We start from the raw sequence: 24,508 nt of genomic DNA, 5'->3' as shown, positions 1-24,508 counted from the left end.
AGCGGCCGGGGCCTATCTTGGCGACCTGAGTCCCCACCGAGGCCGCACGCGCATGAAACCCACCACGTTGCTGCTGGCGCTGCTTGCCAGCCACCTCCTCCCGCTTTCCGCGTTGGCCGCTGTCGCGCCGGTGCCAACCCGTCCCGCCGGGGCGGACAACTTCTACCGTAGCCCCACGGTCACGGGTGAGCGCGTCAGTTTCCGCAACCAGTACCAGATGGAAGTGGTAGGCACGATGTACCGCCCTCAGGGCCTGCCTCGCGGCAGCCGCGCCCCCGCCGTGGTGGTCGGCCACCCGATGGGCGCGGTGAAGGAACAGAGCTCGCAACTCTATGCGCAGAAGCTGGCCGAGCAGGGCTTCGTTACGCTGGCGATCGATCTTTCCTTCTGGGGAGAAAGCGGCGGTGCTCCGCGGCACCTGGTTGCTCCGGAAATCTATTCGGACGACATCAGTGCGGCCGTGGACTTCCTGAGCACGCAGTCCTTCGTGAACCCGGATCGGATTGGCGGCCTGGGTATCTGCGGTAGCGGCAGCTTTGTGATCAGCGCGGCCAAGATCGACCCGCGCATCAAGGCCATTGCCACGGTGAGCATGTACGACATGGGAGCGGCGGCACGGCAGGGGCTGAACAACGGGCAATCGCTGGAGCAGCGCAAGGCGGTGATCCAGTCCGCAACCGACCAGCGCCTGGCCGAGTTCAAGGGCGGGGCGGCTGTGTACGTGCCGGGCACAGTGAACAAACTCGATGCTGACACCCCTGCCATCCAACGCGAGTTCTTCGACTTCTACCGTACCCCGCGCGGCGCCTACACGCCCAAGGGCGATACGGCAGAGCTGACGACCCAGCCGCTCTTCAGCAGCCTGGTCAAATTCATGAACTTCTATCCCTTCAATGACATCCAGACCATCTCGCCCCGGCCGATGCTGTTCGTCTCCGGCGACGCCGCGCATTCCCGCGAGTTCAGCGAAGACGCATACCAAAGGGCGGGCCAGCCGAAGGAGCTCTACTGGGTGAAAGGTGCGGGGCACGTGGACCTGTATGACCGTACCAACCTGATTCCCCTGGAAAAACTGACGACGTTTTTCCAGCGCGGTCTTGCCTCGAAATGAGCCGCAACGACGCCACTGCAGGTCGCGCCAATTGGGGCGGCGTGCTCGCGATGACGTTGTGCGTCTTCGCGTTGATCGCGTCTGAATTCATGCCGGTGAGCCTGCTTACTCCCCTGGCGGAAGATCTGGGCGTGACCGAAGGTCTTGCCGGGTACGGCATTGCCATATCAGGTGCCTTTGCGGTGCTGACCAGCCTGTCAATCTCCCGGTTGGCGGGCAACATGAACCGACGAACGTCGCTGCTGATCCTCACCGCGTTGATGGCGGTGTCGGGTGTGGTGGTGGCCCTGGCTCCCAACTATCCGGTCTACATGACAGGGCGCGCGCTGATTGGCGTGGTGATCGGTGGGTTCTGGTCACTGTCTGCCGCAACGGCCATGCGGCTGGTGCCTGCTGCAAAAGTCCCGCGCGCCTTGGCGATATTCAACAGCGGCAACGCGCTTGCAACGGTAGTTGCGGCGCCTTTAGGCAGCTACCTGGGCGGCATGATCGGCTGGCGCGGTGCTTTCCTGTGCCTTTTGCCGGTGGCTGCCATAGCCCTCGCATGGCAGTGGATTTGTCTGCCCTCCATGCCCGCGGAGAGCGGGCAGTCACAAGGCGGCCTGGTCGCGCTGTTCCGGCGGCGTTTGGTGGCAATTGGCATGCTTGCCTGCGGTGCCTTCTTCATGGGGCAATTTGCATTGTTCACCTACGTGCGGCCGTTCCTGGAGCGGGTGACCAGTGCGGGAACGTCTGCTGTACCACTGGTGCTGCTGGCCATCGGCGTAAGCGGCTTCGTGGGCACGCTCGTCATTGGCGCGTTCATCAGGCGTGGGCTTTACCGAACGCTTGTGATCATTCCAGCCTTGATGGCGCTCATTGCTGTGGCCTTGGTTGCATTGGGGCCCCAGCTTTGGCCGACCGCCGCGCTTCTCTCGGCATGGGGCCTGCTGGCAACGGCAGCGCCAGTGGGCTGGTGGAGCTGGCTGGCCCGCACGTTCACTGACAACGCAGAAGCCGGCGGGGGGCTGATGGTGGCGGTGGTGCAGTGCTCCATCGCGCTGGGATCTACCGTCGGCGGACTGCTGTTAGACAGCGTCGGCTTTGCCAGTACGTTCCTGGCCAGTGCAGGCCTGCTGCTGATTGCCGCGCTGCTCGCCTATGTCACGGCGGCCGCCGCCGCGGCCCCGTCCGGGCCGGCGGTCGCCGCAGAGGCCCGGGGCTGATGGGGCGCCTGTCGTCGACCGCAGCGCCGCTGCTGTGCCTTTCTCTTGCACTCGGAGCGGTGTCGGCATGCTCTGCCGAGCACAAACATCCCCCCATCGCGCCCATGAAAGTACGGCCCAATCCGGAGATCCATTCCATGAAGATTCGACTGATCATCAATGATCAGACGCTGTCGGCCACCTTGGAAGACAGTATCCCCGGACGCGAGTTCGCGGCCCAGTTGCCCTTGACGCTGCAGCTTGAGGACCACGCCGCGACTGAAAAGATCGCGCAGCTTCCCCGCCGTCTCAGCGTGGTGGGCGAGCCGGAGGGAATCACACCGATGGCAGGCGATATCGCCTTCTATGCGCCGTGGGGAAACCTGGCCATTTTCCACAAGCCCTTTGGATACTCGAAGGGTCTGATCCGACTGGGTCGCATCGAAGGAGGACTGCAGCCCCTTCGCACGGAAGGCCCCGTTGCGGCGCGCATCGAGTCCGACTAGCGATTGGCTGCATACCCTTGACACCACAACGAGGTGAGCCACATGGAAATCAAACGCGTTGGTACGCAAGCATCCATCAAGGGGGCGGCGGAATGGTTTACCGGCACCGTCCGCATCGACCCACTCAATGCTGCCCCTGCGCCATCGAGGGTATCCTGCGCCGCGGTCACCTTCGAGCCGGGTGCGCGCACTGCGTGGCACACCCATCCGTTGGGGCAGACGCTTATCGTTACTGCCGGCTTCGGTTGGACACAGTGCGAAGGCGGCCCGATCGTGGAGATCCGCGCGGGTGACGTGATCTGGTGCCGGCCGGGTCACAAACACTGGCACGGTGCATCGCCCACCACCGCCATGACGCATATCGCAGTCCAAGAGGCCTTGGATGGCAGGAACGTTGACTGGCTGGAGCATGTGAGCGAAGCGCAGTACCTGGCCGGACCTCCCGCAGCTGTCGCACCGGCACGCTCCGAGGGAGGCGCCTGACATGTTGGTTCGATCCGCGTTTCGCGGGCTCTTGGCCCTCTCTGTCTGGGCGCTGCTTGGTCTTCCCCACGAGGCCCACGCTGCGGCGCCCGAACAGCAGATCACCGCTGCCGGGAATCAGGCTTCGATGAATGGTCCTGCGGAGTACTTCACCGGCAGAGTTCGCATCGACCCGCTCTGGCCCGCGGACGCTGGTATCACCGCCTCCGGCGGGCTGGTGACGTTTGAGCCGGGTGCACGATCAGCGTGGCACACCCACCCCGCGGGCCAGCGTCTGGTGGTCACCTCTGGCGTTGGGCGCGTGCAGGAGTGGGGTAAGTCCGTTCAGGTCGTTCGTCCCGGGGATGTAGTGTGGTGCCCGCCAAGGGTGAAGCACTGGCATGGAGCTGCCCCCGGTACCGCTATGACGCACCTTGCCGTAACCGGCGTGCGCGAGGGTCAGAACGTGAACTGGTTGGAGAAGGTGACCGATGCCCAGTACCAAGGCGATTGATTGGAAACGGCGGTCCAGTCGTTTCGCCTGCCTGATGGGTGCGGCGATGCTTGCCTCCGGTCCGGGACAGATGGCTTTCGCATACGAAGGAGCAGCTATGAACGTCAAATCAAACGGGGGTTCTACCACCGAACTGGACACCCGCCAGCAAGCCATTATCCCGATCAGCGCCTCAGCAGCGGCTGGCAACATGGATATCCTTCGGGGCGCGCTGAATCAAGGTTTGGACGCGGGACTGAGTCTGGCCGAAGCACGAGAGATCCTCGTGCAGGTTTACGCCTATGCGGGCTTTCCGCGGAGCCTGAACGCATTGAGCGAACTGATGAAGGTGGCGGAGGCGCGCAGGCAGAGGGGCATCCAGGATGAAGCCGGGCACGAGCCCGGCAAGCCGATTCCCAAGGGCGACGCGTTGCTCGCTGCAGGCACCGCGAACCAGACCAGGCTGGCTGGTGGTCCGGTCTCAGGGCCATTGTTCGATTTCGCACCGCAGGCAAATGAGTATCTGCGTACGCATCTCTTTGGCGACATCTTCGAGCGCGACAACCTGGATTGGCAGAGCCGCGAGCTGGCCACGGTCAGCATGCTGGCTGCCATGTCCGGGGTGGAACCCCAGTTGCAGTCTCACATAGGAATCAGCATGAACATAGGCGTGCGCCCTGAGCAGCTGTCCAGCCTGGCCGATGTTCTCGAAGCGCGCTTCAGCGTGGAGGCTGCCGAACGTGTCCGCGTTAGTATTCAGCGCCAGCTCGAGGATCGGCAGGAATGATGCTCCGGAAAACTCTGCGCCGACTGGCGCGCGCACATCGGAGGCTTGATTGAAAAAGATACTCATTGGAACCTTGATCGGCATGGCTGGATGCTCCTTCAGTGTTGGAGCTGAGGAGTTGCAGATGACAAGGCTGTCAAAGATCACCGTAAACGCGGACCATTTGCCCGCCTATCGAGACGCCCTGGCTGAAGAGGTTCGCGCCTCGATGGAGCTCGAGCCAGGCGTGCTTTCGTTGTACGCCGTCTTCGACAAGAAGGACCCGACCAGACTGACGATTCTTGAAATATATGCGAGCCGGCAGGCATACGAACAGCACGTGAAGAGTCCCCATTTCCTCAAGTACAAGAACGGGACGCTGCACATGGTCAAGTCTCTGGAGCTGGTTGATGTTGATCCTCTTCTGCCGGCGCTGAAGATCAAGTAGCAGTGAACCCCGCTGCGCGGACGCGACCGAAGCATTGACCATGGGCACGGCGGCCTCAAAGCTTACCGACTGCTTTGTAGCGGGAAGCGCCCTGTTGGACAAGGTGCTGCAGTTCTTCCAGCACAGCCGGATCCGAAGAAGTGAAACTGAAGCACGACTTTCCCTGCATTTGCTTTTTCAAGGCTGGACTGAGGTCGCAAAGCAGTTCGGGAAAGTCATACACCGGCATGAAGTGAAACGAACGCTTGCGACCCGATACCTTAATCGCCCCGAAGAACTGAGCCTTGCCCTTCGTATCAAGCTTTCTACAGTTGGCGTAGAAATGCCCATCCTCATCGTGCATAACCGAAAGCTCGCTTCGATAGGCAAGCAACAACTCGCGCAAAGCAGCGAAAAGCTCAGGCGACGTGCCATCCGAAGCCGGCTCCATCTGGGTGGCAGGTAATCGTGGCATCTTCATGCGCCCAGCCCGGTGGGAAAGCTTGATTCTGCACCTATCCGACGCCTGCGCGCCCCCTATTCAGCTTCCGTCAAAACTATGAACGAATTCAGCTGATAAGGTTTCTCCTTGCTTAGTTCGCGCAGAAGCGCAAGGAGGTTTCATGTCCTTGGAAGCTGTGGTGTACACAAGCCGGGTCAGCAAGCGCATCGACCCGCAGGACCTTCAGGCGCTGGTTTCCGATGCCGAGGCGTTCAACCGTGCCGCTGATGTGAGTGGCGTGCTGCTCTTCGATGGCGGCAGGTTTCTTCAGTATCTGGAAGGCCCCGGCGAGGGCGTGGCACAGGCTTACGGGCGCGTGCGCCAGGCTGGCCTGCACACCGGCATTGCCGAGATCGCCAAGGGCGTGACCGGCAAGCGCCTGTTTCGCCATTGGCCGCTGAAGAAGTTCGAAGTGGACAGCATCGTGCTGGGCTCCATCGCCCGCGCAGACTGGTCCGGGTTCGTGCAGGGCAACCGCCGGCCCGGCGCGGTGGACCATCTGCTGGACGTAGTGAACGGCCGTTTCAGCCACGCCTGAAACCGCGAAGCGCTGTCCGTGCGGCGCCCAGCCATCGGCATTGCGCAGACGAATGCTCCGGGAGGCAGGGAGTCCTGGAGCTACGCATGGGTCACAGGCGAGGACGCCGCCGCCTTTTGGCAACTGAATGGGTATGACTAAAAGAGGGGGATTCAGACCCCGGGATGATCAGCGAAAGCGCATCGCCTCGGTGAGCTTTACCCCGAGGCGTGTTGCCGGTAGATCGGCCGGGCAGGGGCGTGACGACCAACGGTCGTCACCCACCAAGGACGGTCGTCACCCACCAAGGACGGTCTTCATCCACCGGGGGCGGTCGTCAGCCAGCCGGTGCACCTCACTTCCACTGAGATCAATCAGCGGGAACGCGATCTTCCACCCGGAGCTGCAGCTTCATCGCGCGCATCACGCCCAGCACGGTTTCCAGGTACAGCGGGCGGGTGCCGTTCAACTGGCGGCGCAGGGTTTCCACGCTCAGGCCGCACGCCTGCGCAATGCGCGACATGCCGTCCAGTTCTGCAACCAACAGCAGGGCGCGCCCGATGCTGGATTCGTCGCAGCCCTCCATCCGCATCCGGACGTCCAGATACTCGGCGCGCTCGGCGGCGCGTGCGGCAGCGCTGTTGATCGGCAGGATCTTGAACTCGATATCACTCATGTCGCACTCCACATGGATTCGATGGATGACTTCACCAAGGCGCGGCCGGAGGTGATCAGGCCTTCCACCAGGTGGTCGCTCAGCACGGCATGCGTACCGCCGTCCTGCCTGCCGACCTGCACCGAATGCAGGATCTCAAGGATCGCGCCGATGCCCTGCAGCGTGGCGATGGGCACGGCCACTTTGCTGTGGCGTTTGAGGTCGGCGTAGCTGTCGACGCCGAGCATCGGTGCGTCGTCGGATACGTCGGGCACCAGGTGCAGATGCACCACGCCTGACGAACTTTCGCGGGAGGCTTCGAACTCCTCCAGCTTCCTTTCCAAGCGCTCTATGAAGTACGGCGGAAACTCGTGGATCTTGTCGCCGATCAGGGCGTGCAGGCGTTTGGCACTAAGCGGATTCTGCGATTCCATCGGTCATCCTTCCCAAGGCGTATGGCCACCTGCGCGGACGCGCGAGGTGGCGGGCGATGCGGGTTGGCATACCGGGGCAAGTTCAAAAAATGGCCGGCGGATCAGGGATCCCCTCACATCGCCCACCATGAAACCGGCACGCGATGCAGTGCATTCTCCGCCGTGCCCAGAGGGCAAAACAGAGCCAAAGTTGAACTTGCCGAACAGGATGCCAATCCCGACTGACGCTTCTACGTCGCCAGCACCTACATACCAACAGCCGCAGGGGCGCGAGTACATGGGCCGATCTTCAAAAGCTGCCCGGCTTGGGAGGACTCCGTCACCAAGCGCAGGGCGTAGGCGTCATCAGCAGCGCACGCGGGCCCGCGAACCATCGCGTGTCAGGGCGGCGCTACCGGCGCGTTGTCCAGCAGCGTGCCGTCAGGTTCCAACGGAAGCGGACCCACGTTCTTTCGGCTCTCGCTATGCCCGTGCTTCAAAGGGGTTATGTTGATTCTGCACGTCCGCCGCTCTTTCAAGGCTTGCCGGCTGCCGTCCATTCGCTAGGCCGCGCCTGCTGCCCCGGCACGCGCATACCGCGTCGGCGACATTCCCATCTGCCGCGCGAAAGCCACGCTGAACGTCACCGCGCCCGAATAGCCCACGCGTTCGGCTACCTGTTCCAGGCTGAGTTCGCGTGCGCGCAGCAGGCGCTTGGCCAGCGCCATGCGCCAGGTCAGCAGGTACTCCATCGGGGCCACGCCGACCACCTTGGTGAACCGTGCCGCGAACGCCGAGCGCGACAGCGCGGCTTGGTCTGCAAGTTTCACCACGGTCCATCCGTGTTGTGGCCGCGCATGCATCGCACGCAGCACGGCAGCCAGGCGCTCATCAGCCAATCCCCTCACCAGACCCGCGCCTTCGGCAGGCGCCACGCGGCTGCGCAACGCCTCGATCAGCAGCACGTCCAGCAGGCGTTCCAGCACCACTTCGCGCGCCGGCCGCCGCGAGCGCGCTTCTTCGCCCACCATCTGCACCAACGCGGTCAGCCGTGCTTCCCCGCGCACGTGCACCAGGGCGGGCAGCAGCGCCACCAGCAGCGCCGCATCCGGCGACCCGAACTGGCAGTGGCCGACCTGCATGCGCAGGTCCACCGGACCGTGCTGGCGGCCGATGCGGAAATGGTCCTCGCCGAGGCGCGTGGGCAGCGTACCGGGCAGGTCCGGCGGCGCATCCAGGCTGGCGGTCACCAGCGCGTGCACGGCCGGTATCAGCACGAAGTCGCCGGCCTGCAGCGTGATGGGCGCGCCGCCGTCGATCATCAGCTGGCAGCCGCCTTCCAACACGGCGGCGTAGAACGGCTCGCCCGGGATATCGCGCCGGACGCACCATTCACCCGCCCCCTCCACCAGTTTGGAGAACCGCGCAGCAGGCTGCAGCAGGGCGACAACCTCGGACAGGGGATCGGACATGGCAGGACGATCAGAGAGGAAATGTGGACGCTGGAGTGTAGCGCGTCCCGCCGGCGGGGCCGACCATGGACGTCCGTTCCCACGTAGAGGTTTGCTGATGTCGACTGTGATGATTACCGGCTGTTCCTCCGGCTTCGGGCTGGAAACCGCCCGCCTGTTCCTGGCACGCGGCTGGGATGTGGTAGCCACCATGCGCACTCCCGACGCGGGGCTGCTGCCTGCGTCCGATCGCCTGCGCGTGTTGGCACTGGATATCACCGATGCAGACAGCATCGCACGCGCCATTGAGCAGGCCGGGCCACTCGACGCGCTGGTGAACAATGCGGGCTTCGGGGCGCCGGTGCCGGTGGAGCTGACGCCGATGGACACCGCCCGCGCGCTGTTTGAAACCAACACCCTGGGCACGCTGGCGATGACCCAGGCGGTGCTGCCGCAGCTGCGTGAGCGCGGTGCCGGGGTGATCGTCAACGTGACCTCCTCGGTGACCCTGAAGGCGCTGCCGTTGGTGGGCGTGTACTCGGCCAGCAAGGCCGCGGTGAATGCTTTCACCCAATCGCTGGCGATCGAAGTGGAACCCTTCGGCGTGCGGGTGCGGCTGGTGCTTCCGGGGCGCTCGCCGACCACGCGCTTCGGTGCGAATGCGGGCATGCATCTTGGCGGATTGGAACACCCGGACTACGGCCCGATGGTGCAGGGCATCCTGGCAGGTTTCCGCGATACCAGTGGGCCGGTCACCGAGGCGCAGGACGTGGCCGAGGCAGTGTGGCTTGCGGTGACCGACCCGGGCACGCCGCTGCGCACGCCGGCCGGCAAGGACGCAGAGGAGTGGATGCGCGCGGCAGGGTGAGGCGGCCGATCGTTTGGACCAAGTCGGATAACACCCTGCGCATCTCTCATCAGTCTTGGAGCATCGTCGGCGAGCTCAGTGCAGCACGTCCCCGGCATCCACCAGCTGCACGTCGTGCATCAACTGCAGATAGGCCTCGTAATACGGTTTGTGCGACGCGCCGACGACGGCCAGCATGCGCGTGCCGGGCGTCTGCCCGAGCACGTCGCGGATGTTGGCGACCATGCGCAGGTTGCGGGTTTCCCAGTAGCCCACGTAGTTGCGTCCGAATGCCTGCGGCGAAGGCTCCACCAGGGCGGCGCCGAAGTCGCTGTGGAACGCCTGCATCGCGGCCTCCGGTGCGTTGTACGCGCGGTAGATCGCCAGCAGGCCATCGGGCTTGCCCAGGTTGGCGTGCAGCGCCACGTCCGCCTCGGCGCGCGCCTTGGTATACGGGTTGTCCCACGCCTTCATGATCGCCTCGCCGGAGGCCTTTTCCAGTTCCTTGGGCGTGGCCGAATCGGCAGTATGGTCATCCACCGCCCATACCCGTTCCAGGCCGAGCCGTGCGGCGAGCGTAGCCGCCACCAGCAGGGACTCGTCACGACGTTGCAGGCGCTTGTCCAGATAGGCCACCAACTCATCGTTCAAGCCGTCGGCCGCCCTGCGTTGCGCCGTCGGCAGCCGCAGCCATTGCACCAGGGCCGAATTGCGCTCACCGGCCGCAAGGAACACGGCGGCCAAGCGGCGCCGCTGCGCTGCAGTCGGCTCAGTGGGCCAGGTAGCCAGCAGGCGTTCTGCTTCCGCGTTGGCAGCCGGCACATCCAGTCCGGTGGCGGCCTGCGCCGGGGCAAGGTCCGGGCAGTAGCTGTCGATGCTGTCCACGTAACGGGTAGGGAAGCGGCGCATGTAATCGCATTGCATGCCGGATATCGCTTCCACCGCGATCGCGTTCGGTTTCCAAGCTTGAAGGCGCTCCAGCAGCGGCTCCAATTGGGCCGGCGCGAAGGTGTCGGGCAAGGCGGAAAGGTGCGGCGAACCCAGCACCAGCACCTCGTTGGGGCGGCCGGCGGGCGGGCCCTTCAGCTGGTCCGGGTGGAAGCTGGGCTGATAGCCGGGGGTGGCGGCCAGCGCGGCGGCGCTGCACAGCCCAAGAATCAACATACTGCCGATGCGCCTGATCATGCTGCCATCCCTGCAAGGACGGGTGCCTTGCCTGCAGCCGATGGTGGCGCACGTGCGTGGGCAGGGCAAAGCCCCTTTGGTCATTGCAACCTTTACGTCGGCTTCTGCATCAGCGGCGAATCAGTCACGCTCGCGCTGCATCGCGATTTCGAGCCACTCCGCATAGCGCGAAATGCGTACGTTATGGACGACCTGGCCATGGAAGCCCGCCCCCAACGCGTGCTCCATCGGCGTCGTCATCACTCGCGCATCGGGAAGGTCCATGTCGTGGGCACCGAGCTCCAGCGATAGTGGCGCACCTGCAGTTTGGCGATGGGCCGGGCGGTGGCGATCTCGGTTCGCATCGGCAGGCTGCCGTTCTCCCAGGCCAGTGGCACCTGCGCCAGCCGCGTCGGCTGCGCGGGCTTCAGCGGGGCAATGATCATCTGCTCGGACGGCAACACGTTTCCTTCCTCGTCCAGCGGCACGACCACGCTGTACAGGCCGGTCTTCGCCTTCCACGACTGCCTGCCCTGCAGCAGCGTCGCGCGATGGGCAGCGGGGCGCAGCAAGGTGATGTCAGGATTGAGTTTTGAACGCTCACCGGGCTGCAGGATCTCGGTCGTTTCGAACGCATAGACCTCGGCGTCGACGGACATGCGCACCGCTTCGATGCGGCCCAACAGATCACGCGGCGCGCCCAGTGGCAGGTGGAAGGGGAAGCTGACCTCGTTCTGCGTGGCCGCGTATTTCTCAGGGAAGAACAGTGTTGGGGTGACCCGTTTCGTCGGCAGTCCGGCGATCTCCGCCCCATCCGCATCCAGCATCACCACGCGATGCAGGCGGGACATCAGGATGCGCTCGTGCTGTCCTTGGGCGGCCGCCGGGTCGCGTTCCAGGCTGGAACGCGCGCCGATCGCCAGCCAGCGCCCTGCGCCGCCCTCTGCGGGAATCCAGAACGAGCCCATGTACGGCATCAGCGCAGGAAGCGAGGCCGCGGCAACCATGTAGTCCTCGAGCTCGCCGGGTACTGCCGCGCGGTGCGTGTAGGCCGAAGGATCCGGCGCGACGCCGCTGAACGGCGGGCGCTGCAGCGTGTGGTTCACCTGCTCGACATAGCTGACGTAGCTCTCGACATCCTCGCTCATCTGCAGCATCGGATCGTGGCCGGTGTCTGCCAGGTGCAGGCGGTGGAGGGAAGCGGGCAGGCCCTTGCTGGCCGCGTAGCGCACTTCCATGCGCAGCTCGATCGGCATGCCATCGCCACGCGCTACCACCAGCCGGCCGTCACCCTGCGCGCCGGGACCTGCAACGGACAGCTCCATCAGCACCGCCTCCGGGGTGACCTCGATCACACTAAGGGTCGTCTCGACGCTGCCATGGGGTTCGATGCGCAGCGTTCCTGCCACCACGTCGCCCACCGCCACGGTGGCGGGCAATCGCACCGGCCGCAATCCCGCTGCCTGTTGCCGGGCAAGCAGTGCCTCAGCCGCATCGGGTGATTTCCGGGACAGTGCAGACCATGCGCTCTGGTCCGTTGCGCGCAACGCACCGAACTCTCCAGATCGCGTTGCCTCGGCACTGAAGCCTTCGGCAAGCACGGCCAGTTGTGCCGCGTCGGCAGCGTCGAGCGGGTCCAGCTCCATCAGGTAGCTTGCATGACCTGCCGCGTCTCTCTGCTGCGACCAGATGGGCAGGATTCGAAGCTGGCTGCCTGCGCGTGACGCCGGCTGCAATGCCGCTTCGTAGTAGCCGGACAGCGTTGTCTCGTCGCCTGCATCCGGTTCGCTGCTTACTGCATGGCGCACGTAATAAACAGACGACCCCGCGGGGCGGGAGTCCGCGGTGGCGGCCGACGCGGCGCTGGCAACCATCGCCATCGCCGCCCACGTGATGACGTACAGCCGTCGGCGGAAATCCATCTGCCCTGCGCTCCTGATCTATCGAAAGCGGGGGAGTGTAGCAATGCCGCCGTTTACTGGATCCGGCTCGCGGGGTGGCCCTTGGCCGACTCCGCTTCTCTCACTTCCCGGTACAGTGCGTCGGTGCGGGCCTGGCCTTCTGCACGGGCGCGGGCATCGGCCTCCTTGTTCTGGCGGTCCATTTCCTGGTACTGCGCCCAGACCTCCGGGGTGATCGCCTTGAGCGTGTTGTCAGGACGAAGCTGGATGGAGGCAGGAGCGCCCAGGCTGACGGAGAAGTTGTCGAACAGCCATTGCCTGCGTGCGTCCGGCGAGGCATGAAGCAGATCAGGCTCCGCATAGGTGCTCATCGGCAGGTGCTGCTCGGCAAGCGTTTCGTCTGCGGATATCCGTACGAGCCTGACGATGAGTCGCTCCTTCGCCCGCTCGTCGGCGTACAGGGCCGCCACGTCGCCCTCTATCCAGAGCACTTGCCAGTAGCCGGTGATCGGGTGCACCGCGAAGGGATGGGTACGCACCAGCACCAGGTTGCTGGCTTCATCGTAAAGCGTACTCCAGCCCGGCGGCGCGGGCCGTGGCGAGCAATCAACCGTGCTGGTGATGATCTTTTCCAGCGTCGCCTTGCCGCCGTGTGCGGACAGGTGCGTTGTCCAGCAGGCCGACCCATCGCGGGTGCGCGATGCCAGCAGGACGGTGTCGTCGGCAATCACGATGGCATCGGTGTGGACGATCTGCTCGCCCTTGGCGTCCGCATCCTGCAGCAGGTCTGAGAATGCCTTGTCTGAAAGCTCCGTGCCATCGACGAACAGCGTGTACGTCGTGTAGTGCTGGTACTCGCTGACGTTGATATCCAACGTCGACTCCGTGACCGCCACCACCTTCAGGCTGTCGGTCGACAGAACCGTCTTCCGCGTCGTGCCGCCACATCCAGCAGCAAGCAGGGCAGCAGACATCGCCAGCACGGTTGAGCACAGCAGGGAGGCGTTCTTGACCATCATGGTGCTGCGTCCTGCAGGGTATGGAAGGCGGGTTTGATGCCGCGCCAAGCATAGCGGTTCCCGGGACGGCTATCGGTCGGCGCAATGCGCGGCTCATGCCGTGGGGGTGGTGCCGCCGCCGGCCAGTTGGAGGTCGAAGTTCATGCCGAGATCTCCAGCGTGGCGATCTTGCCGCGTTCCAGGGTGAAGGCGTAGCGCAGGTCGATCGGGCTGCCGGGGAAGTCGCCCACCACGTGGCTGGTGACGAAGTAGGTGCGCTCGTTCTTCTCCACCTTGATGGGTGTGGCGGTGTAGCGGTAGCGGTCGGCGGTGTGCGCTTTCCAGGCTTCGATGGCGGCCAGGCCAGTGTGGGTCTTGCCCTCGTCCCGCACCGATCCATCCGGGTTGAAGCAGCGGGCCACGGCACGCCCATCGTTCGCGTCGGCGTTGAAGTAGGCAGTGATCGGCTCGGGCAGGTTCAGGTCTTTCATGGGCAGGCTCCGGTTGAGGACACGGGCTCAGGATGGCCCGTTCCTGCCGTCAACAGAATCGCCTACTATCTGATCAGGCTATGTAGGAATCAGGGCACAATGCGCGGCTCCGAATTCGCAGAACTGAAAGCATTCGCGGCGGTGGTCGACCGGGCCAGCTTTGCCCGCGCCGCCGACCATCTCGGCCTGTCGCGCTCTGCGCTCAGCCAGATCGTGCGGCAGCTGGAGGCGCGCTTGGGCGTGCGGTTGTTGAACCGCACCACGCGCAGTGTTTCGCCCACCGAGCCCGGACGCCGGCTGCATGAGCGTATAGCCCCGATGCTGCGCGAGATGGATGATGCCGTCGCGCAGGCGCTGGGCAGCACCGCGCGAACTGCAGGAACGCTGCGGATCAACACGCTCAGCATGGCAGCGCACAAGCTCATCGCCCCGCGGCTGGGCCGCTTTGCGCAGGCCCATCCGGATGTAGTGCTCGACATCGTGATCGACGATGGCTTGAGTGATATCACCAGCGAGGGCTTCGATGCCGGCATCCGGGTGGGCGGGCGGCTGCAGAAAGACATGATCGCGGTGCGCCTGACACCGGATGTGGAGCTGCTGGCGGTGGCGTCCCCCGACTACCTGGCGCGGCATGGCGAGCCCAGGGTGCCGGCCGATCTGCAGCAGCACGCCTGCATCGGGTGGCGCTTCCCGGGCAGTGGCAAGATCGCCAGTTGGGAGTTCCACAGGAAGGGCAAAAGCGTGGAGTTCGTCCCCGAGGGAAGGGTGCTGTCCAACCACCAGGACATCGTGGTGCCTGCCGCACTGCAGGGGCTGGGGATCCTGTACGCCTACAACGACGACGGCATTGCCGAAGCACTGCGCGATGGGCGATTGAAGCGCGTGCTCGCCGACTGGTCACCCACCGTGCCGGGCCTGTTCCTGTACTACTCCAGCCGCCGCTACCTGCTGCCGGTGCTGCGTGCGTTCATCGATTGTCTGCTTGATCGTGACCTGGGACAGGGCCGGGACATCCAGGCGTAGGGCGCTGCGGATTGGCATGAAGCGTCGATCTGCGTTGGCCGGTATCGGCCGGGATCCGCGTAGACCCCCTTTGTGGGGTCATCAGTGACGCAGCGTGGCGGACGCCCGATGGGGCGTTCGTGGGTGTCCGTGACTTCGCTTCCTCCCCCTTCACCGAGGATCCGCCATGGATACTGCCTTCCCTGCTGCAGCACGCGCGCCAGCGGTTGATGGCCGCACGACCGGCCCGTTGCATACCGAAGAGCTCATCGCCGGTGGCGAGGGCGAGTTGTTCATCCGCAGCTGGCGGCCGAGTGGACCGGTACGCGCCGTGCTGGTGATCGTGCCGGGATTCAACTCGCACAGCGGCCACTACCAATGGGCCGCTGCACAGTTCACCGCGATCGGGCTGGCGGTGTACGCCGTCGACCTGCGGGGGCGTGGCAGATCCAGCGGGCTGCGCTTCCATGTACAGCACTTCGACGATTACCTGGCCGACGTGCAGTCGATGATGGACGTGGCGCGCTCGCGCGAGCCGGCCGTACCGGTGTTCCTGCTTGGCCATAGTGCCGGCGGGGTGATCGCAAGTGCCTACGCACTGGACCACCAGGACGAGTTGGCCGGGCTGATCTGCGAAAGCTTCGCCCTGCAGGTCCCCGCACCGGCCCCGGTGCTGGCGCTGGTGCGCTGGCTCAGCGGACCGTTCCCGAAGCTGCGGGTGCTGAAGCTGCCGAACAAGGAGTTTTCGCGGATGCCCGATGCGGTCGCCGCGCTTGATGCCGACTCGCTTATCGCGGGCGAGAAGCAGACCGCGCTGACGGTGGCGCAGATGCTGGCCGGCAGCGACCGGCTGCGGCGTGGCTTTCCGACGTTGCGCCTGCCGGTGTTGATCGCCCATGGCACCGCCGACAAGGTCACCGTGCCCGGCGGCAGCCAACTGTTCCATGACACCGCAGGCTCCGTCGACAAGACGCTGCGGCTGTACCCGGAGCATGCGCACGACCTGCTCAACGATGTCGGACGCGAACAGGTGATGCACGAGTTCCAGCAGTGGATCGAAGCGCACCTTGTCACCCCGGACGGGAGACTGCAATGAACCTGCTACCGCGTTCGTTCCGCCGTACATCGTCCCGACGTTACTTCCGGCATTCGCCTGGATACCGGCGAAGGTGCATTGTCGCGCTTCACTCCAGGGAAGGTGGTCGTCATGCTTCGCTCCGCGCTATGCGTTGCCTTGCTGTTTTCGCTGCCGACGCTGGCGCATGCCGCAGCCCCGCCTGTTCCAGCCCCCTGTGACGATGCCGACACCTCGGCGCCGCTGCACGCTTCGCTGTGCATGACGGTACCGGTGCCGCTGCACCACGCCGCCCCGGAAGGCGAAACCATCCCGTTGTTCGTGCGCCGCATTCCCGCCGCTGCCTCGGTGAAGCGGCGCGGCGAAGTCTGGTTGCTGTCCGGTGGGCCCGGCGAGGCGGGCGCATCGCTGTACCCGATGATCGCCACCTACCAGCTTGCGTTTCCCGGCTTCGATCTGGTGATTCCCGATCATCGTGGTACCGGTCGCTCGGCGCGCATCTGCCCGCAGCAGGAAGCGCCGGGCAGCGCGGACGGCACCGGCCTGGCCGGCAGCGAGTGGGGACCCTGCATCGGTGGGATGTATGCCAACGTGCCGCGTACCACGGCGTTTTCCACCACGGAAGCAGCGCAGGACCTGGGCCTGTTGATGTCGCAGCGGCCTGCCGGCGGCCAGGTGCTGCTGTATGGCGTTTCCTACGGCACACAGCTTGCGCTGCGCGCGCTGCAGGTGACTCCGCTGCCGCTGGACGGGCTGGTGCTGGATGGCCTGGTGCCGCCTGAACGCACCGGGCAGTGGGACCTGAGCCGTCGCACCGCGCTGGTGGATGAAGTCGGGCGCGAGGTGCTGGGCGAGACCGGCGTGGCGACGTATCGCCGCGTGCTGGCCGCGGCATCCGACGCGCCGTGGCAGACACAGGTGCCGGGTGGCGACCTGCGTCGCTTCTTTGCCGCGCTGCTGAGCTTCCCGGCATTGCGCGATCGCATGCCGCAGATCGTGCAGGACCTGTCCAACAACGATGCGCGCTCGCTGGACACCGCCGCGAACGACTGGAAGGCGGCACTGGCGCAGCTGGGGCAGGGCGGCAACAACCAGCCCGCGCTGCCGCTGGTGATGCTGATTGCCGAATCGGAGAACAATGCCCGGCCAGGGTTGGCCAAGGCCACGGTGGAGGCCGAGCAGAAGGATGCTTTGTTCGTCAGTCCGATTCCCGGACTGCTGGTGGACAGCCCGGTACCGGCCTATCCGAAGGATGCGTGGTTCGGCCAGAGCCCGAAGACCCTGCCGAAGACGCTGGTGGTGCACGGCACGCTGGACCCGAACACCGCCTACGCAGGTGCCCGGGAACATGCAGCCACGTTGGCCAAGGCCGGCCCACTGCAGTTCCACACGGTGGAGCGCGGTGCACATCTCCTGGCGCTGGTGGCGCCTTCGTGCTTTGTCACCGCGGTGCAGGCGTTCGTGGAAGGTGCCGAAGTCGCCGCGCGCTGCGCGGAGCCTGTTTCACGCTGAGCATTTGCCGGTCTGCAGGCAGGCCAGGGCGCTCAGCTGCGCGCAGGTTCAACAATGACCGCCGTGCCATAGCACAGCACCTCGGTCAGCCCGGTCATGATGTCGGTGGCGTCGTAGCGCATGGCGATGATCGCGTTGGCGCCCAGCGTCCGTGCGTGCTTCACCATGTCCCGGTAGGTTTCCTCGCGCGCCTGCTCGCACAGCTGGGTGTAGATGGTGATGTTGCCGCCGAACAGGGTCTGGATGCCGCCGAGGAAGTTGCCGACGATAGAGCGCGAGCGCACGGTGATGCCGCGCACCACGCCGATGTTCTGCACCACGCGGAAGCCCGGCAATTCGAATGCGGTTGTGATCATCGAGTCGTCCAGGCGCGCTTCGCCGGCAGGACGTCGAGCCGTGTTGTAAGGGTCAGCCATGGGTGTCTCGAAGTGGTTTGGGTGAGGGGGATGGTTGATCGCGCGGCAGGGGCGGCAACCGGTCGGCGTCAGTCGCGCGCTGCGATCACCCGCAGCGCCAGGCCGGCCTGATAGACCCGCCCGGAAGCTTCGTCCAGTGCTTCCATGCCGGCAATCAGGCGGCCGTGCTTGAAGGGCACGTAGTCGTTGAAGCTGCCCATGCCGCCGAATACGGACATGACCGAGCCCGAGAGTCTGTTGAGGGAAGGCTGGTCGAGCGGGGTTGCGGCAAGCGCTTCGGCCTGCTGCAGGCAGAAGACGAAGTGGCGCCGCCATTCGCATTCGCTGTCGTGTGCCAGCAGGTCGCAGAGCGCACTCAGTTCCTTGGTCAGCTCATCCAGTTGCGCGGCTCTGTCTTCCATGCGGCTGACTATACTGGCAAGACTGCGGCAGGAAACCCTGCCGCGCTCAGTCCTTTGCATCCCGCTGCGCGGGGTGCAGCAGCACGCCCGCTGGGTCCCAGACACAGGTTGCCTGCGCGCCATAGGGCTCGGCCCATGGAGGTGCCACGCGCGCGCCGGGGGAATGGTTACGTCTCTGGGGGTGCATGCGGGAGGGTGCCACGGTCCAGTGCCCTCAACCAAGGAGCTGGCGAGCTCGCTGTGTCGAATGCGACGTTTATTCGGCTCATCCGGTGAGCCGAATAGACCGCCTATTCGGCTCACGGCATTGCCGGCATTGACTCCACGCCCTTCGATACCCAAAACGGATCACCCCCGCCTGTGAACGGTTTTGGGCGCGGTTGCCCTGCCAGTCCACGCTGTGTGGATGACTTATACCCCCCTTGATTTCAATGGACAGGTCGGCCTGATCACCGGTGCGGCGGGTGGCCTGGGCCTGGCCTATACGCGCCTGCTGGCACGCCTCGGCGCCATGGTCGTGATGCAGGACGTCGGCGCTGACCGCGATGGCGAAGGCTGCGATCCGGACCGTGTAGCCAGTGCCGCAGCGCGGTTGCGCTTGGATGGTCTGGACGTGACCAGCTGCGGGCTCGCCATCGATACGCGCGCCCAGTGCCACGCGCTGGTGAGTGAAGTGCTGGGCCAGCACGGGCGGCTGGGCTTCATCATCCACAACGCCGGTTGGGTGCACTACCAGCCGATCGAGAGCGTCACCGAAGTGCAGCTGGAGCACATGCTGGACATCGCTGCCAAAGCGCCTTTATGGCTGGCCCAGGCGGCGTGGCCGTGGATGCGTGCGGCCGGCGGCGGCCGCATCGTGCTGACCACGTCCGACCGCGCGCTTTACCCGCAGTACGTGCAGCACGGGCTGGCCAGCTATGCGATGGCCAAGAGTGCCGCGGTGGGCCTGATGAACGTGCTGGCCGCAGAGGGCGAGGCGGACAACATCATCGTCAACGCGGTATCGCCGGTGGCCAAGACGCGCATGTGGGGTGTGCATGGCGAACCGGATGAGCTGCATCCCGATGCGGTGGCGCCCGGTGTGGCCTGGCTGGCCTCATCGCGCTGCGTGCAGGGTGGCTGGGTACTGCGCGCGAGCAATGGGCAGTTCCACGCGACCCGCGCACAGGAGCCTGCCGGGGTGGCCTACCCGCGCGATCTGCAGGGTGTGGCGGTCGCCAGCGTGGAGGCTTTCGATGCCGCGTGGCACGAGATTGCGCTGCCGGCGATCGAGCCGCGGAGCAGGCCCCGGGACTGCTAACCTGAGTCCGTCATTCCACGCGCGGTTGCCATGATCGATCTTCGTTTGCTGCGCCAGTTCGTCGCCGTTGCGGAAGAACAACATTTCCACCGCGCCGCCGCACGCCTGCATATGTCACAGCCCCCGCTGACCGCGGCGATCCGCCGGCTGGAAGAGCAGGTAGGCGCGGTGCTGGTGATGCGCGGCCGTCGCACGGTGGGGCTGACCGCCGCCGGCCAGGTGCTGCTGGTGGAGGCGCGACGTACCCTGCAACAGGCGGCACACGCGCTGGATGCCACGCGCGAGGCTGCGGCAGGGCGTAGTGGACGGGTGCGCGTGGCCTACGTTGGCAGTGCGCTGTATGGGCGCCTTCCGCAGTTGATCCGTGCGTTCCGGCGCAGCCATCCGCAGGTCCTGCTTGAGCTGCGCGAAGCGACGTCGGGACAGCAACAGGACATGCTGACCAAGGGCGAGGTGGACGTGGGCGTGCTGATCCCTCCGATTCCGCCCTCGTCCAACCTGCAGTTGCATGCGTTCGATAGCGATGCCCTGGTCATTGCACTGCCGCGCCTGCATCGGTTGTCCTGCGGCCCTTCGATGCAGCTGCAGGACCTTGCGGATGAGGCTTTCGTATCCTGGCCCGCCGCCGAAGGCGAGGGCTTCCATTCCCACGTGATGCGCCAATGCGTGGCGGCGGGATTCATGCCCGATGTGGTGCAGGAAGCACATGGCATGCACGCGGTGCTGTCACTGGTGGCAGTGGAAACCGGGGTCGCCATCGTGCCGGCCAGCATGGCAGGGTTCCGCGCCACGGAAGTCTGCTACGTCCCGGTGCAGTCGGCAGATGCGCGCTTCAGCCTGAGCTTCTGTCTGCGCACCGATGCAGACAATCCGGCCGTGCATGCCTTCATCGGGACTGCGCGCTGCACCTGATCACGTGCATGGGGCGATGCGGTGCGTCGCGTTTGCCTCTTCAACTGCGGGGGGCCAGTCGATAGCGTCTCAGATCACGTTTCTGGAAATCCAAGGAAGATGTGATGAGCGCGAGTTATGACAGTATCGTCGACCAGTACATGGCCTATGCCAACGCTTCGCCGACCCGCCCCATCGAAGTGCGTACGATGCGGCAGCTGGCCGGCGTGGTGGAGGGAAGGAGCGTGCTGGACCTGGCCTGTGGATCTGGCTACTACGGACGTGAGTTCCTTCGCCATGGCGCGCGCAGTGCCCACGGGGTGGACCAGTCGCAGGGCATGATAGATTTCGCACGTGCCTTGTCGACGTATCGCGGCGACGAGATGACGTTCCAGCAGCACGATGTGATGGAGATGCCGTTCACTGGCGAGTACGACATCGTGCTGGCAGCGTATCTGTTCAACTACGCCGCTTCGCTGGATGAACTGCGAAGGATGTTCGCCGCGGTCATCCCGCACGTGAAGCGGGGTGGGCGGCTGGTCGTGCAGACCCTGAATCCCGATTACCGGCTCGCACTGGGCAACTATGCGGCCTATGGGGTCAAGGTGCTGGAGGAGGGGCCGTGGAAGCAGGGCGCACGCCTGCGACTGGAATTTCCGGGATCACCGCCGGCGTTGATCACCAACTACCGCTGGGAACGTGCGCATTACGAACAGGCGGTACGCGCGGCAGGTTTCAGTGCAGCGGAGTGGCACGAGCCCATACTGGAACAGTCGGATATCGATGCGCGTGCTGAAGGTTACTGGGAGGACTATGTGCACAACTGCATGTCGGTGAACCTGGTGTGCGTGCGCTGACGGGGCAGGCGTGAGTTCGCTTTCGCCTCTTCAATGCGCGGGCGACGTTGCGTAGCGTGGATACCTCTGTTGAAGAGGGTTTCCAAGATGAAAGCGCACTACGATGACATCGCAGGCCAGTACGCGGCGTACGCCAACGCATCGCCCACGCGCGTGGTCGAACTCCGCACCATGCAGCACATGGCGGGCGATGTGACCGGCCGCAGCGTGCTGGATCTGGCCTGCGGTTTCGGTTTCTATGGCAGGGCGATGCTGCTGGCCGGCGCCGCCAGTGCACACGGTGTGGATCAGTCGCCAGAGATGGTGGCACTGGGGAGGCGGGTATCGGCGAATGCGGGCGATTCGATGACGTTCGAAGCGTGTGATTTTCTGGAATTCAGGCCCGACCGCCGGTATGACCTCGCGGTCGCCGCCTTCCTGTTCAACTACGCGCAGTCGCTGGACGAGCTCGCACGGATGGCTGCGGCGGCGTTCGAGCACGTGCGCGCGGGTGGCAGGATCGCCGTGGAGACGATGAATCCTGGTTACTGCCTGGCGGACGGTGATTGTTCGCAGTATGGCGTGCGGGTGTTGGACGATGTGCCGTGGCAGCAGGGCGCGAAGATGGAGATGGAGTTCCCGGGCGATCCACCGGCGCGGATCACCGTGTTCCGCTGGGCACGCGAGCATTACGAACACGCGTTCGCGCAGGCGGGTTTCACCGACCTGGTGTGGCAGGCTCCCTGCCTGTTGCAGCAGGAGCGGCTGGCCCAGCCGGCGGGGTACTGGGATGACCTGCTGCGCAACGGATTGGCCGCATGGTTTTCCTGCACCAGACCCGTCATGGGCCGCTGAAGGCGGGTAACGCCGCGCCATGCCCGGCGAACGGAATCAGTGCGTCAGAACCGGTAGCGCCGCGCCATGCTCGGCGAGCGCAGCGGCCGCCAGATCAGGCAGACAGCTCCAGCAGCAGCTTGTTCAAGCGCGCCACATAGGCACCCGGATCCTTCAGGCTGTCACCGGCGGCCAGCGCGGCCTGGTCGAACAGCACCCGGCCGAGGTCATTGAAGCGCTCGCCATCAGCTTCAGCATCGAGCTTGGCGATCAGCGGATGGCCGGGGTTGATCTCCAGCACCGGCTTGCTCTCGGGCACCTTCTGCCCGCTCGCTTCCAGGATCTGGCGCATCTGCAGGCCCAGGTCCTGCTCGCCGATGGCCAGCACCGCCGGCGAATCGGTCAGGCGGTGTGACACGCGCACTTCGGCCACGTCATCGCCCAGGGCGGCCTTCAGCCGTTCCACCAGCGCCTGCTTGTCCTTGGCTGCCGATTCCTGCGCCTGCTTGTCTTCCTCGCTTTCCAGCGCGCCCAGGTCCAGGTCGCCGCGTGCGATATCCACGAAGCGCTTGCCGTCGAAGTCGGTCAGGTAGCCCATCAGCCACTCGTCGATGCGGTCGGTCAGCAGCAGCACTTCGATGCCCTTCTTGCGGAACACTTCCAGGTGCGGGCTGTTGCGCACCTGGGTGTAGCTCTCGCCGGTCAGGTAATAGATCTTGTCCTGGCCCTCGGCCATGCGGGCCAGGTAATCGGCCAGTGACACCGTCTGCGCATCGCCTTCGCCGCGGGTGGAGGCGAAACGCAGCAGTCCGGCGACCTTTTCGCGGTTGTTGTAGTCCTCGGCCGGGCCTTCCTTCAGCACCTGGCCGAATTCCTTCCAGAACGTGGCGTACTGCTCCGGCTTGTCCTTGGACAGCTTCTCCAGCATGTCCAGCGAACGCTTGGTCAGCGCCGATTTCATCGAATCGATGACCGGCCCGGACTGCAGGATTTCCCGCGAAACGTTCAGCGACAGGTCGTTGGAATCGACCACGCCCTTGATGAAGCGCAGGTAGAGCGGCAGGAACTGCTCGGCCTGGTCCATCACGAACACGCGCTGTACGTAGAGCTTCAGGCCCTTCGGCGCTTCGCGGTGGTACAGGTCGAACGGCGCACGGCCCGGCACGTACAGCAGCGAGGTGTACTCCAGCTTGCCTTCGACCTTGTTGTGGCTCCAGGCCAGCGGGTCGCTGTGGTCATGCGCCACGTGCTTGTAGAACTCGGTGTACTCGGCGTCGGTGACCTCGGTGCGCGGGCGGGTCCACAGCGCGCTGGCGCGGTTGACGGTCTCCCATTCCAGCGCCGGTGCGTCGCTCTCGCCTTCGGCCGGGGCGGTTTCCTTCGGCATCTGGATCGGCAGGCCGATGTGGTCCGAATACTTCTTCAGGATGCTGCGCAGGCGCCAGCCATCGGCGAAGTCATGCTCGCCATCCTTCAGGTGCAGCACGATGCGGGTACCGCGCTCGGCCTTTTCCACCGCCGCGATGTCGAACTCGCCTTCGCCGCGCGAAGACCAGCGCACGCCTTCGGCGGCCGTCGCGCCGGCACGGCGCGAGTACACATCGACCTGGTCGGCCACGATGAAAGCGCTGTAGAAGCCCACGCCGAACTGCCCGATCAGCTGCGAATCCTTCTTCTGGTCGCCGGACAACTGGCGCAGGAAGTCGCCGGTACCGGACTTGGCGATGGTGCCGAGGTGGGCAATGGCCTCTTCACGGCTCATGCCGATGCCGTTGTCTTCGATGGTCACCGTGTGGGCGTCGGCATCGAAGCTGACCCGCACGCGCAGCTCGTTGTCACCTTCCAGCAGCGCCGGCTGGGTCAATGCTTCGAAGCGCAGCTTGTCGGCGGCGTCGGCGGCATTGGAAACCAGCTCGCGCAGGAAGATTTCCTTGTTCGAGTACAGCGAGTGGATCATCAGCTGCAGCAGCTGCTTGACCTCGGTCTGGAAGCCAAGGGTTTCGGTCTGGGTCGTTTCAGTCATTGCATGGGGCTCCGTGTCATCGCCGCGCCAGCATGTGCGGCCTGCGCAAGGGGTGAGGGTGATTGTCCCGTTATCAAGGCCTTCCGCCGACGCCCGGCGAACGGCGGAGCCCCTCGTGGTGGGTCGCTGGAAGCGGTTTTCTGGGTTGGGCCGGGCGGGAGGGGTTGGTGGGGGCGTGGAGCGCCAGGGATGGCGCGACACGAGGCCCGCATGGATGCAGTTTCTGCCGTCCCCCACCAACCCCATCCCCCCCGGCCCCACCCAGAAAACCCCGGCCCCGGCCCCCCCCCCGGGGGGCCCGCCGTGGCGCGGGCGGGGGGGGGCGGCCGG

At 65.2% G+C, this 24,508-nt stretch carries 28 protein-coding genes; 16 read left to right on the top strand and 12 right to left on the bottom strand.

Annotated features, from left to right (window positions below):
• The first annotated feature begins 52 nt into the window (after positions 1-52).
• The 7 genes from ABE522_RS07695 to ABE522_RS07665 all read left to right on the top strand — a co-directional run bounded on the left by ABE522_RS07695 (position 53) and on the right by ABE522_RS07665 (position 4,970).
• Complete coding sequence (locus tag ABE522_RS07695; RefSeq protein ID WP_346591188.1) at positions 53-1,111, top strand: alpha/beta hydrolase; 1,059 nt, start codon at positions 53-55, stop codon at positions 1,109-1,111.
• The gene (locus tag ABE522_RS07690) at positions 1,108-2,316 is read left to right on the top strand and encodes an MFS transporter (RefSeq protein ID WP_346591187.1); all 1,209 of its coding nucleotides are present in this window, start codon (positions 1,108-1,110) and stop codon (positions 2,314-2,316) included. The genes ABE522_RS07695 and ABE522_RS07690 overlap by 4 nt, the downstream gene beginning before the upstream one ends.
• Positions 2,317-2,453: 137 nt before the next feature.
• Positions 2,454-2,801 carry a cyclophilin-like fold protein gene (locus tag ABE522_RS07685; RefSeq protein WP_346591186.1) on the top strand — a complete coding sequence of 116 codons (348 nt, stop codon included), beginning with the start codon at positions 2,454-2,456 and terminating at the stop codon, positions 2,799-2,801.
• Between the two features lie 42 nt (positions 2,802-2,843).
• Entirely contained in the window at positions 2,844-3,284 is a 441-nt protein-coding gene (locus tag ABE522_RS07680) for a (R)-mandelonitrile lyase (protein WP_346591185.1), read from the top strand.
• 1 nt (position 3,285) lies between these two features.
• Complete coding sequence (locus ABE522_RS07675; protein ID WP_346591184.1) at positions 3,286-3,777, top strand: (R)-mandelonitrile lyase; 492 nt, start codon at positions 3,286-3,288, stop codon at positions 3,775-3,777.
• A gap of 97 nt (positions 3,778-3,874) precedes the next feature.
• Complete coding sequence (locus tag ABE522_RS07670; RefSeq protein ID WP_474200915.1) at positions 3,875-4,543, top strand: carboxymuconolactone decarboxylase family protein; 669 nt, start codon at positions 3,875-3,877, stop codon at positions 4,541-4,543.
• 49 nt (positions 4,544-4,592) lie between these two features.
• The gene (locus ABE522_RS07665; RefSeq protein ID WP_346591182.1) at positions 4,593-4,970 is read left to right on the top strand and encodes a putative quinol monooxygenase; all 378 of its coding nucleotides are present in this window, start codon (positions 4,593-4,595) and stop codon (positions 4,968-4,970) included.
• A gap of 55 nt (positions 4,971-5,025) precedes the next feature.
• Here the strand turns inward: ABE522_RS07665 and ABE522_RS07660 are convergent, their stop codons facing one another.
• Complete coding sequence (locus tag ABE522_RS07660; protein WP_346591181.1) at positions 5,026-5,430, bottom strand: hypothetical protein; 405 nt, start codon at positions 5,428-5,430, stop codon at positions 5,026-5,028.
• A 142-nt stretch (positions 5,431-5,572) separates the two neighbouring features.
• Between ABE522_RS07660 and ABE522_RS07655 the strand changes: the two genes are divergently transcribed.
• Positions 5,573-5,989 carry a BLUF domain-containing protein gene (locus ABE522_RS07655; protein ID WP_319274512.1) on the top strand — a complete coding sequence of 139 codons (417 nt, stop codon included), beginning with the start codon at positions 5,573-5,575 and terminating at the stop codon, positions 5,987-5,989.
• Between the two features lie 349 nt (positions 5,990-6,338).
• On the opposite strand, the gene ABE522_RS07650 is transcribed toward ABE522_RS07655, so the two are convergent.
• The 3 genes from ABE522_RS07650 to ABE522_RS07640 form a co-directional block, all read right to left on the bottom strand.
• On the bottom strand, positions 6,339-6,644 hold the full coding sequence (locus ABE522_RS07650) for a helix-turn-helix domain-containing transcriptional regulator (RefSeq protein ID WP_346591180.1): 306 nt from the start codon (positions 6,642-6,644) through the stop codon (positions 6,339-6,341).
• Positions 6,641-7,057 (bottom strand): hypothetical protein, encoded by a 417-nt coding sequence (locus ABE522_RS07645; protein ID WP_346591179.1) that lies wholly within the window; start codon positions 7,055-7,057, stop codon positions 6,641-6,643. The genes ABE522_RS07650 and ABE522_RS07645 overlap by 4 nt, the downstream gene beginning before the upstream one ends.
• A 542-nt stretch (positions 7,058-7,599) precedes the next feature.
• Entirely contained in the window at positions 7,600-8,508 is a 909-nt protein-coding gene (locus tag ABE522_RS07640; RefSeq protein WP_346591177.1) for an AraC family transcriptional regulator, read from the bottom strand.
• A 97-nt stretch (positions 8,509-8,605) separates the two neighbouring features.
• Between ABE522_RS07640 and ABE522_RS07635 the strand changes: the two genes are divergently transcribed.
• On the top strand, positions 8,606-9,355 hold the full coding sequence (locus ABE522_RS07635) for an SDR family oxidoreductase (RefSeq protein ID WP_346591176.1): 750 nt from the start codon (positions 8,606-8,608) through the stop codon (positions 9,353-9,355).
• A 75-nt stretch (positions 9,356-9,430) separates the two neighbouring features.
• Here ABE522_RS07635 and ABE522_RS07630 read toward each other — a convergent pair whose 3' ends face one another.
• From ABE522_RS07630 to ABE522_RS07610, 5 genes are all read right to left on the bottom strand, one after another.
• Positions 9,431-10,519: a DUF5694 domain-containing protein gene (locus tag ABE522_RS07630; RefSeq protein ID WP_346591175.1), complete on the bottom strand. Its 1,089-nt coding sequence runs from the start codon at positions 10,517-10,519 to the stop codon at positions 9,431-9,433.
• A gap of 120 nt (positions 10,520-10,639) precedes the next feature.
• A complete protein-coding gene (locus ABE522_RS07625; RefSeq protein ID WP_346591174.1) occupies positions 10,640-10,783 on the bottom strand; it encodes a hypothetical protein in 144 nt (47 codons plus the stop codon).
• Positions 10,759-12,420, bottom strand: coding sequence for a hypothetical protein (locus ABE522_RS07620; protein WP_346591173.1), 1,662 nt, complete (start codon positions 12,418-12,420; stop codon positions 10,759-10,761). The genes ABE522_RS07625 and ABE522_RS07620 overlap by 25 nt, the downstream gene beginning before the upstream one ends.
• 53 nt (positions 12,421-12,473) lie before the next feature.
• On the bottom strand, positions 12,474-13,418 hold the full coding sequence (locus tag ABE522_RS07615; protein WP_346591172.1) for a hypothetical protein: 945 nt from the start codon (positions 13,416-13,418) through the stop codon (positions 12,474-12,476).
• Positions 13,419-13,558: 140 nt separating this feature from the next.
• On the bottom strand, positions 13,559-13,888 hold the full coding sequence (locus ABE522_RS07610; protein WP_101098783.1) for a nuclear transport factor 2 family protein: 330 nt from the start codon (positions 13,886-13,888) through the stop codon (positions 13,559-13,561).
• Between the two features lie 99 nt (positions 13,889-13,987).
• On the opposite strand from ABE522_RS07610, the gene ABE522_RS07605 reads away from it, so the two are divergent.
• The 3 genes from ABE522_RS07605 (at position 13,988) to ABE522_RS07595 (ending at position 17,477) form a co-directional block, all read left to right on the top strand.
• A complete protein-coding gene (locus ABE522_RS07605; protein ID WP_346591171.1) occupies positions 13,988-14,911 on the top strand; it encodes a LysR family transcriptional regulator in 924 nt (307 codons plus the stop codon).
• Positions 14,912-15,077: 166 nt separating this feature from the next.
• Positions 15,078-15,986 (top strand): alpha/beta hydrolase, encoded by a 909-nt coding sequence (locus ABE522_RS07600; protein ID WP_346591170.1) that lies wholly within the window; start codon positions 15,078-15,080, stop codon positions 15,984-15,986.
• A 111-nt stretch (positions 15,987-16,097) separates the two neighbouring features.
• The gene (locus ABE522_RS07595; RefSeq protein ID WP_346591169.1) at positions 16,098-17,477 is read left to right on the top strand and encodes an alpha/beta hydrolase; all 1,380 of its coding nucleotides are present in this window, start codon (positions 16,098-16,100) and stop codon (positions 17,475-17,477) included.
• A gap of 32 nt (positions 17,478-17,509) precedes the next feature.
• On the opposite strand, the gene ABE522_RS07590 is transcribed toward ABE522_RS07595, so the two are convergent.
• Together ABE522_RS07590 and ABE522_RS07585 are read right to left on the bottom strand one after the other, a co-directional pair.
• Complete coding sequence (locus ABE522_RS07590; RefSeq protein WP_346591168.1) at positions 17,510-17,893, bottom strand: YbjQ family protein; 384 nt, start codon at positions 17,891-17,893, stop codon at positions 17,510-17,512.
• Between the two features lie 68 nt (positions 17,894-17,961).
• A complete protein-coding gene (locus tag ABE522_RS07585) occupies positions 17,962-18,294 on the bottom strand; it encodes a DUF6966 domain-containing protein (protein ID WP_346591167.1) in 333 nt (110 codons plus the stop codon).
• Between the two features lie 406 nt (positions 18,295-18,700).
• Between ABE522_RS07585 and ABE522_RS07580 the strand changes: the two genes are divergently transcribed.
• The 4 genes from ABE522_RS07580 (at position 18,701) to ABE522_RS07565 (ending at position 22,176) form a co-directional block, all read left to right on the top strand.
• Positions 18,701-19,594, top strand: a complete 894-nt coding sequence (locus tag ABE522_RS07580; protein ID WP_346591166.1) for an SDR family NAD(P)-dependent oxidoreductase — start codon at positions 18,701-18,703, stop codon at positions 19,592-19,594.
• Positions 19,595-19,624: 30 nt separating this feature from the next.
• Positions 19,625-20,506, top strand: a complete 882-nt coding sequence (locus tag ABE522_RS07575; protein WP_346591165.1) for a LysR substrate-binding domain-containing protein — start codon at positions 19,625-19,627, stop codon at positions 20,504-20,506.
• A gap of 104 nt (positions 20,507-20,610) precedes the next feature.
• The gene (locus ABE522_RS07570; RefSeq protein ID WP_346591164.1) at positions 20,611-21,342 is read left to right on the top strand and encodes a class I SAM-dependent methyltransferase; all 732 of its coding nucleotides are present in this window, start codon (positions 20,611-20,613) and stop codon (positions 21,340-21,342) included.
• Positions 21,343-21,429: 87 nt separating this feature from the next.
• Positions 21,430-22,176: a class I SAM-dependent methyltransferase gene (locus tag ABE522_RS07565; RefSeq protein ID WP_346591163.1), complete on the top strand. Its 747-nt coding sequence runs from the start codon at positions 21,430-21,432 to the stop codon at positions 22,174-22,176.
• Between the two features lie 94 nt (positions 22,177-22,270).
• On the opposite strand, the gene htpG is transcribed toward ABE522_RS07565, so the two are convergent.
• Entirely contained in the window at positions 22,271-24,178 is a 1,908-nt protein-coding gene (htpG, locus tag ABE522_RS07560; protein WP_346591162.1) for a molecular chaperone HtpG, read from the bottom strand.
• Positions 24,179-24,508: the final 330 nt, after the last annotated feature.

Origin of the sequence: Stenotrophomonas lacuserhaii (genome assembly GCF_039674585.1) — a bacterium.
Lineage (GTDB): Bacteria > Pseudomonadota > Gammaproteobacteria > Xanthomonadales > Xanthomonadaceae > Stenotrophomonas > Stenotrophomonas pennii_A.
Note: the sequence above shows the minus strand (reverse complement) of the source record. Positions and strands in the feature narration are given on the sequence as shown.